7 protein-coding genes are annotated in these 8,291 nt (G+C 58.0%); 1 reads left to right on the top strand and 6 read right to left on the bottom strand.

Annotated features, from left to right (window positions below; all coding sequences use genetic code 11):
- Together UTM25_RS05435 and UTM25_RS05430 are read right to left on the bottom strand one after the other, a co-directional pair.
- Window positions 1–194, bottom strand: a 194-nt coding sequence (locus tag UTM25_RS05435) for a hypothetical protein (protein ID WP_320714426.1), incomplete at its 3' end; no start/stop codon positions are given.
- Complete coding sequence (locus UTM25_RS05430) at window positions 137–580, bottom strand: Lrp/AsnC family transcriptional regulator (protein ID WP_029740417.1); 444 nt, start codon at window positions 578–580, stop codon at window positions 137–139. The genes UTM25_RS05430 and UTM25_RS05435, both read right to left, overlap by 58 nt.
- Before the next feature lie 108 nt (window positions 581–688).
- Between UTM25_RS05430 and UTM25_RS05425 the strand changes: the two genes are divergently transcribed.
- Complete coding sequence (locus UTM25_RS05425) at window positions 689–1,585, top strand: DMT family transporter (protein ID WP_194399621.1); 897 nt, start codon at window positions 689–691, stop codon at window positions 1,583–1,585.
- Here the strand turns inward: UTM25_RS05425 and narI are convergent.
- From narI to UTM25_RS05405, 4 genes are read right to left on the bottom strand one after another with little or no spacing between them, the layout of a single operon-like run.
- Window positions 1,582–2,259 (bottom strand): respiratory nitrate reductase subunit gamma, encoded by a 678-nt coding sequence (gene narI / locus UTM25_RS05420; protein ID WP_023312107.1) that lies wholly within the window; start codon window positions 2,257–2,259, stop codon window positions 1,582–1,584. The two genes, UTM25_RS05425 and narI, sit on opposite strands and share 4 nt — an antisense overlap.
- Window positions 2,259–2,969: a nitrate reductase molybdenum cofactor assembly chaperone gene (narJ, locus tag UTM25_RS05415; protein ID WP_194399441.1), complete on the bottom strand. Its 711-nt coding sequence runs from the start codon at window positions 2,967–2,969 to the stop codon at window positions 2,259–2,261. The genes narI and narJ overlap by 1 nt, the downstream gene beginning before the upstream one ends.
- Window positions 2,966–4,501 (bottom strand): nitrate reductase subunit beta, encoded by a 1,536-nt coding sequence (gene narH, locus UTM25_RS05410; RefSeq protein ID WP_194399442.1) that lies wholly within the window; start codon window positions 4,499–4,501, stop codon window positions 2,966–2,968. Before narH ends, narJ begins: the two co-directional genes overlap by 4 nt.
- Window positions 4,498–8,241: a nitrate reductase subunit alpha gene (locus tag UTM25_RS05405; RefSeq protein ID WP_194399443.1), complete on the bottom strand. Its 3,744-nt coding sequence runs from the start codon at window positions 8,239–8,241 to the stop codon at window positions 4,498–4,500. The genes narH and UTM25_RS05405 overlap by 4 nt, the downstream gene beginning before the upstream one ends.
- Window positions 8,242–8,291: the final 50 nt, after the last annotated feature.

Raw genomic sequence — 8,291 nt, 5'->3', positions numbered from 1 at the left:
AATCCTTCCCCCACCACCATCACTTTCAAATAACTCTGAATCTTCTTGTTGCACCAGGCATCATGCATTTCTGTAACGAGGAAGCCTTGTAGGCCGGGTAAGGCGCAGCCGCCACCCGGCGACAGAAGCCAGAAGCCTACATCGGCGGCAAACGACGCTTCACCGGCGAACTCTTCACAATCGATGTATTGCACTGGGCATGCTCCGCCAGGCCGTCCAGCAGCACATCCAGCTGCTCTATCGATCGCACCACCAGCCTAATCACAAAGCAATCTTCCCCGGTGACTTTGTCGCTCTCGATACACTCCGGCATCGCCTGAATGTATTTATCCACCTTATGCAACAACCCCGGCAAAGGCCGCACGCGCACCAGCGCCTGCAGCGTATACCCCAGCGCCGCCAGATTCACCCGTGCGCCATACCCCTGAATCACACCGCGCTCTTCCAGCCTTTTCAGGCGTTCTGCCGTGCTGGGGGAAGTCAGACCGATGCGTCCGCTGAGCACCTTCAAAGACATGCGTGCATCTTCGACCAGACAGGCTAAAATTTGTCGGTCGATATCATCGAGAAGGTATTCCATCCTTTTCACCTAATTTTAAAAAGCCACCACTGCATTTCACCTTATCTCATCCCTGTAAAACCCGACAGCGATTTTCGACAATAGCGTCATACAATCAGGAGGTGGATGATGCGTGATTTCCATAAAGGCGTCTGGCAAATGAGCCTGGCGATGTTAATTTCCGGCTCTATCGGTGCGTTTGTTTTACTCAGCGGTCTGCCGGTGACGGAGGTGGTGTTCTGGCGCTGTCTTATCGGGGCAATGGCGCTTTTTATTTTTATCCGAATAAGTCAAAAGCCCTTTAGTCCCCTCACCCGCACCACGCTGCTGCTGGCCATTCTCGGTGGCGTAGCGCTCGTGGTGAACTGGCTGCTGCTCTTCGCAGCCTATGAACGGATCTCGATTGGTCTTTCTACCGTGGTCTATAACACCCAGCCGTTTATGCTGGTCTTAATGGGGATGTTTTTAGGTGAACGCGTCAGCCTGGTGAAATGGGGCTGGCTGTTCCTCGCCTTTGGCGGCGTGGTGATCTTGCTCTCCAGCGAGCTGACCGGCGCACACGGCAGTGAATGGCTCGCCGGAATCGGCCTGGCGATGGCCGCGGCTTTCTTCTATGCGGTCACGGCCATTATTGCCCGCAAGCTCAGATCCGTTGCGCCGCAGCATATTGCCTTTATCCAGGTGCTGACGGGCGTCGTGATGCTTTTACCGTTTGCCAGCATGCCGTCATTTTCAGGTGATTTTCCCTGGCCGATCCTGCTGACGCTGGGCATCGTCCATACCGGCATTATGTACCAGCTGCTCTACAGCGCGATCCAGAAGCTGCCTACGCCCATTACCGGCTCCCTGTCGTTTATCTATCCGGTGGTGGCGATCGTTGTCGATAATCTGGTGTTTGGACACTCGCTGAACCTGACGCAGCTGGCGGGCGGCGCGCTAATTCTGTTTGCTGCAGCGGGCAATAACCTGGGCTGGGGCGAAAAAAAACCCCGCGAGTGCGGGGTGAGTGTCAAAACGGTGAATTAGCGACGGGCGCGCACAATCTGGTATTTGCGCGTCAGGTACTCCACCGGCGCGCTCCAGATATGCACCAGACGAGAGAACGGGAACAGCACAAACAGCGTCATCCCCAGCACCAGGTGAACGCGGAAGATAAACGCCACGCCGTCCAGGTGCGCGGATGCTCCGCCGTGGAAGGTCACCACGGACTGCGCCCAGCCGACCAGCTTCATCATTTCGCTGCCGTCCATGTGCTGCGCCGAGAATGGAATGGTCAGCAGGCCCAGCGCGCACTGCACCATCAGAAGGGAGAGGATCAGGATGTCCGCTGCGGTGGTAGTGGCACGCACGCGCGGGCTGAACAGACGACGTTTCAGCAGCAACAGGCCACCCACCAGAGTCATCACGCCGCAGGCACCGCCGGCGATCATCGCCATCTTCTGCTTCACCTCGATCGGAAGCCACGCTTCATACATCCAGTGCGGCGTCAGCATCCCCAGGAAGTGACCGGCAAAAATCCCCAGAATACCGATGTGGAACAGGTTAGAGCCCACATGCATCCCTTTGCGATCCAGCATCTGGCTGGAGGCCGCACGCCAGGTGTACTGGCCGTAGTCGTAACGCAGCCAGCTTCCCACCAGGAACACGGTGCCCGCGATATACGGGTAAATGTCAAAGAAGAACATATTCAGGAAGTGCATTAGTGCCGTCCTCCGTTAGAGATATTCAAATATTGCGGGGCAACCGCGCCGGCAAAGCGACGCTGGTGAGCGGAGATTTCAGACTCGCCGCAGTTCTGGTCAGCAAAGAATTTCACCTGCTCTTCTTCCCAGACCGCATCCAGCGCTTGTGGCGTATCATCGCGGGCTTCATCCGCTATTTTCTCCGCCACTTTTTCACTGTCGACCGCGGCGTTGGCCAGCTTCACCAGCAGATCGAACAGCTCCGCATAGTGGCTCTCCCGCTGCTGAAGACGCGCGCCGAGCAGCGCCAGGATCGGCGCGATGTCCTGCAGACCGCCCAGCGCCTCTTCTTTCGGCAGCTGCGCCAGGTACTCCAGATACAGCGGGAGATGATCCGGCAGCTCGCGGCTGTCGAGCTGCAGGCCGTGCTGTTCGTACTGGGCCATCAGGTCCACCATCGCCTGACCGCGGTCACGGGATTCACCGTGAACGTGTTCAAACAGCAGCAGCGAGGTCGCACGACCCCGGTCAAACAGCTGGCTGTAGTCCGACTGGGCATCCAGAAGGTCGCGTGCCAGCAGATCGCGGAGGAAAACGCCCAGCTTCTGGGCATCGTCTTTATCCAGGTTTTCAGATGACGCGAGTGCATCAAAGAGTTCCTGCTGATGCTGCACAAGCGCAGCATCCGGGTACTCGAGCAGACGCGAAACAATGACGAGTTCAATCATTGGTGCGGCTCCGTTTTGCTGGTCACATCCATGGCATCGATGCGGCGGCTGTTGAACAGGTTGAATTTGCTGTCTGACCCGTGGCAACCGTCGCCAAAGGTAAAGCCACAGCCATTTTTTTCCGGGAAGGCTTCACGAGCCAGCTCACGGTGGCTGCCCGGCACCACGAAACGGTCTTCGTAGTTCGCAATCGCCAGATAGCGGTACATTTCCTGCGCCTGCGCTTCGGTCAGGCCGACCTCTTCCAGCGCGCGGGTATCGGTCACGCCGTCGACGGTTTCCGCGCGTTTGAAGTGACGCATCGCCAGCATACGCTTCAGCGCGAGCAGTACCGGCTGGGTATCACCTGCGGTCAGGAGGTTCGCCAGGTACTGAACCGGAATACGCAGGCTTTCCACGTCCGGCAGGATGCCGTTGCTGCCCAGTTCGCCTGCGTCAGCCGCAGACTGAATCGGCGACAAAGGCGGCACGTACCAGACCATCGGCAGGGTGCGGTATTCCGGATGCAGCGGCAGCGCCAGCTTCCAGTCCATCGCCATTTTGTACACCGGAGACTGTTGCGCCGCGTCAATCACGCTCTGCGGCACGCCGTCTTTCAGCGCCTGCTCAATCACCTTCGGATCGTTCGGATCGAGGAACACGTCCAGCTGACGCTGATACAGATCTTTCTCGTGCTCGGTGCTCGCGGCGTTTTCAATCGCGTCCGCGTCATACAGCAGCACGCCGAGGTAGCGAATACGGCCTACGCAGCTTTCTGAGCAAACGGTCGGCATTCCGGCTTCAATACGCGGGTAGCAGAAGATGCACTTCTCAGATTTACCGCTCTTCCAGTTGAAGTAGATTTTTTTGTACGGGCAGCCGGTGATGCACATACGCCAGCCGCGGCACTTGTCCTGGTCGATCAGCACGATGCCGTCTTCTTCACGCTTGTAGATGGCGCCACTCGGGCAGGTCGCCACGCACGCCGGGTTGAGGCAGTGCTCACACAGGCGCGGCAGATACATCATGAAGGTATTTTCGAACTGACCGTACATTGCCTTCTGCATGTTCTCGAAGTTTTTGTCTTTCGACAGCTTCTCAAACTCACCGCCAAGGTCGTCTTCCCAGTTCGGCCCTTTTTCAATCTTCGCCATGCGCTGACCGGTGATCAGCGAACGAGGACGGGCGATCGGCTGGTGTTTGCTTTCCGGCGCGTTGTGCAGGTTCTGGTAGTCATAGTCAAACGGCTCATAGTAATCGTCGATGCCCGGCAGATGCGGGTTAGCGAAGATTTTTCCCAGCAGCATCGCGCGGTTACCCATGCGTGGCTGGATTTTGCCGTTGATCTTGCGGATCCAGCCGCCCTTGTATTTCTCCTGGTCTTCCCAGCTGGTCGGGAAGCCGGTGCCCGGCTTGCTTTCCACGTTGTTGAACCAGGCGTACTCCATACCTTCGCGGCTGGTCCAGACGTTTTTACAGGTGACCGAGCAGGTATGACAGCCGATGCATTTATCCAGATTCAGCACCATGCCGACTTGTGAACGAATTTTCATTTTACGCTCTCCTGTACCTGGTCATTACCTTCGCCGTCTAACCAGTTAATGTTCTTCATCTTACGTACCACCACGAACTCATCGCGGTTCGATCCTACTGTGCCGTAATAGTTAAAGCCGTAGGCCAGCTGCGCATAGCCACCAATCATATGGGTCGGCTTCGGCGTAATGCGGGTCACGGAGTTGTGGATCCCGCCGCGCTGCTCGGTAATTTCTGACCCCGGCAGGTTAACGATACGTTCCTGCGCGTGGTACATCATGGTCATCCCGGCCGGTACGCGCTGGCTCACCACCGCACGCGCCGTCAAGGCACCGTTGCTGTTGAACACTTCGATCCAGTCGTTATCTTCGATACCCAGATCTTTGGCGTCCGTTTCGCTCATCCAGACAATCGGACCGCCGCGCGACAGGGTCAGCATCAGCAGGTTGTCGCTGTAGGTGGAGTGGATACCCCACTTCTGGTGCGGCGTCAGGAAGTTCAGCGCCTTCTCTGGGTTACCGTTCGATTTCGCGCCCATAACTGCGGTTACGGAGCGGGTGTCGATTGGCGGACGGTAGACCAGCAGGCTTTCACCGAAGTCGCGCATCCACTGGTGATCCTGATAGAGCGACTGACGGCCTGACAGGGTGCGCCATGGGATCAGCTCGTGAACGTTGGTATAGCCCGCGTTATAGGACACATGCTCATCTTCCAGGCCAGACCAGGTCGGGCTGGAGATAATCTTGCGCGGCTGCGCCTGAATATCGCGGAAGCGGATTTTCTCTTCCTCTTTATTCGTCGCCAGGTGCGTATGGTCGCGACCGGTGAACTCGCTCAGCGCCGCCCAGGCTTTCACCGCGACGTGGCCGTTGGTTTCCGGGGCCAGGGTCAGGATCATCTCTGCCGCATCAATCGCCGTGTTCAGCATGGGCTGGCCTTTCGCCGGGCCGTCCGCCTTGGTGTAGTTGAGCTTGCGCAGCAGATCCATTTCGCTCTGGGTGTTCCAGGCGATCCCTTTCCCGCCGTTACCGATTTTCTCCATCAGCGGGCCGATAGAGGTAAAGCGCTCGTAGGTTGCCGGGTAGTCGCGTTCAACCGGAATAATGTGCGGCGCGGTCACGCCCGGGATCAGGTCACATTCGCCTTTTTTCCAGTCCTTCACGTCCAGCGGCTGCGCCAGTTCGGCAGCGGAGTCGTGCTGGATTGGCAGCGTCACCACGTCGGTCTCTTTGCCCAGGTGCCCGACGCAGACTTCGGAGAATTTCTTTGCGATGTCTTTGTAGATATCCCAGTCGCTTTTCGATTCCCACGCCGGGTCAACGGCCGCAGACAGCGGATGAATAAACGGATGCATATCCGAGGTATTCATGTCGTCTTTTTCGTACCAGGTCGCGGTTGGCAGCACGATGTCGGAGTACAGGCAGGTGCTGGACAGACGGAAGTCGAGCGTCACCACCAGATCGAGCTTGCCGTCGAGACCGTTATCTTTCCACTCCACCTCTTCCGGCTTCACGCCGCCCTGCTTGCCGAGATCTTTCCCCTGGATACCGTTTTCCGTACCGAGCAGGTATTTCAGCATGAACTCGTGGCCTTTACCGGACGAGCCCAGCAGGTTGGAGCGCCAGATGAACAGGTTACGCGGATGGTTTTTACCGTTCTCAGGCTGTTCTGCCGCGAAACGGATTGAGCCATCCTTCAGGGATTTCACGGTGTAATCCACCGGTGACATGCCCGCCTGCTTCGCCGCTTCCGCAATACGCAGCGGGTTAGTGCCCAGCTGTGGCGCAGACGGCAGCCAGCCCATACGTTCAGCACGCACGTTGAAGTCAATCAGATGGCCGCTGTAGCGGGATTTATCCGCCATCGGTGACAGCAGCTCCTGCGCGGTGACCGTTTCGTAGCGCCACTGGCTGGAGTGGTTATAGAAGTAGGAGGTGCTGTTCATATGGCGTGCCGGACGCTGCCAGTCGAGGGCAAACGCCAGCGGCTGCCAGCCGGTCTGCGGACGCAGTTTTTCCTGGCCCACGTAGTGCGCCCAGCCGCCGCCGCTCTGACCGACGCAGCCGCAGAAGATCAGCATGTTGATCAGACCGCGATAGTTCATATCGAGGTGATACCAGTGGTTCAGACCGGCACCGACGATGATCATCGAACGACCGTGCGTTTTGTCCGCGTTTTCTGCAAACTCACGTGCGATACGGGTAATGTGCGCGCGAGGCACGCCGGTAATCTGTTCCGCCCAGGCCGGAGTGTAGGCCTTCACGTCGTCATAGCCGGTTGCGCAGTTTTCATCGCCCAGACCGCGTTCCAGACCGTAGTTCGCCATGGTCAGGTCATAAACGGTGGTGACCAGCGCGGTGGAACCGTCGGCCAGCTGCAGGCGCTTAACCGGCAGTTTGTGCATCAGAACGTTTTTCAGTTCAACCTTGTTGAAGTGCTCTGAACCTTCACCGCCGAAGTACGGGAACCCGACCTCGGCGATCTCGTCCTGGCTACCCAGCATGCTCAGGCGCAGCTCCGTCTCTTCGCCGGTGGTGCCGTTGCGTTGCTCAAGGTTCCACTTGCCCTTCTCGCCCCAGCGGAAGCCGATAGAGCCGTTTGGCGCCACCAGCTCGCCGTTGCTGTTATACGCAACGGTTTTCCACTCAGGGTTGTTTTCCTGGCCCAGCGAATCCACCAGATCGGCTGCGCGCAGCGTACGGCCAGCGGCATAGTAACCCTCACGCTCTTCCAGCATGACCAGCATCGGCATGTCGGTGTAGCGGCGAACGTAGTCGGTGAAGTACTGGCTTGGCTTATCAAGATGGAATTCACGCAGCATGACGTGGCCCATCGCCATCGCCATCGCCGCATCGGTACCCTGTTTCGGCGCCAGCCACAGATCGCAGAGCTTGGCGATTTCGGCGTAGTCCGGGGTTACCGCCACGGTTTTGGTACCTTTGTAACGGACTTCGGTAAAGAAGTGCGCGTCCGGCGTACGCGTCTGAGGAACGTTTGAGCCCCAGGCGATGATGTAGCTGGAGTTATACCAGTCCGCGGATTCCGGCACGTCGGTCTGCTCGCCCCAGGTCTGTGGAGACGCAGGCGGCAGGTCGCAGTACCAGTCGTAGAAGCTCAGACAGGTACCGCCGATAAGAGACAGGTAACGCGCGCCGGAGGCGTAAGAGACCATCGACATCGCCGGGATAGGCGAGAAGCCGGCCACGCGGTCAGGACCGTAGGTTTTAACGGTGTAGACGTTGGAGGCGGCAATCAGCTCGTTTACCTCTTTCCATGAGGAGCGAACGAAACCACCGCGACCGCGAGCCTGCTTGAAGCTTTTTGCTTTGTCAGCGTCTTCGATAATGGACGCCCAGGCATCCACAGGATCGCTGTGCTTTACTTTCGCCTCACGCCACATTTTCATCAGGCGCTTGCGCATCAGGGGGTATTTCAGACGGTTGGCGCTGTAGAGATACCAGGAGTAGCTGGCGCCACGCGGGCAGCCGCGCGGTTCGTGGTTTGGCATATCCGGGCGGGTGCGCGGGTAGTCGGTCTGCTGCATTTCCCAGGTCACCAGACCGTTTTTAACGAAAATCTTCCAACTGCATGAACCGGTGCAGTTCACGCCGTGGGTCGAACGGACCACTTTGTCATGCTGCCAGCGCTGGCGGTAACCGTCTTCCCAGTCCCGGTTGGTATCCAGAACCTGGCCGTGCCCATCGGCAAAAGTTTCACTCTTCTGTTTGAAGTAGCGAAACCGGTCCAAAAATTTGCTCATCGGGTATCTCCTGTGTGGAGCCTGTGGCTCTCTAAATCGACATTGCTGAT

Source organism: Enterobacter sp. 61D5, assembly GCF_034107965.1.
Lineage (GTDB): Bacteria > Pseudomonadota > Gammaproteobacteria > Enterobacterales > Enterobacteriaceae > Enterobacter > Enterobacter cloacae_M.
This window is presented reverse-complemented; position numbering and strand designations above follow the sequence as displayed.

What these genes read in the sequence shown, in the direction of transcription:
- UTM25_RS05425 (WP_194399621.1), top strand. Translation starts at nt 689, where the DNA reads ATGCGTGATTTCCATAAAGGCGTCTGGCAAATGAGCCTGGCGATGTTA.
- UTM25_RS05405 (WP_194399443.1), bottom strand. Translation starts at nt 8,241, where the DNA reads ATGAGCAAATTTTTGGACCGGTTTCGCTACTTCAAACAGAAGAGTGAA.
- narH (WP_194399442.1), bottom strand. Translation starts at nt 4,501, where the DNA reads ATGAAAATTCGTTCACAAGTCGGCATGGTGCTGAATCTGGATAAATGC.
- narI (WP_023312107.1), bottom strand. Translation starts at nt 2,259, where the DNA reads ATGCACTTCCTGAATATGTTCTTCTTTGACATTTACCCGTATATCGCG.
- narJ (WP_194399441.1), bottom strand. Translation starts at nt 2,969, where the DNA reads ATGATTGAACTCGTCATTGTTTCGCGTCTGCTCGAGTACCCGGATGCT.
- UTM25_RS05430 (WP_029740417.1), bottom strand. Translation starts at nt 580, where the DNA reads ATGGAATACCTTCTCGATGATATCGACCGACAAATTTTAGCCTGTCTG.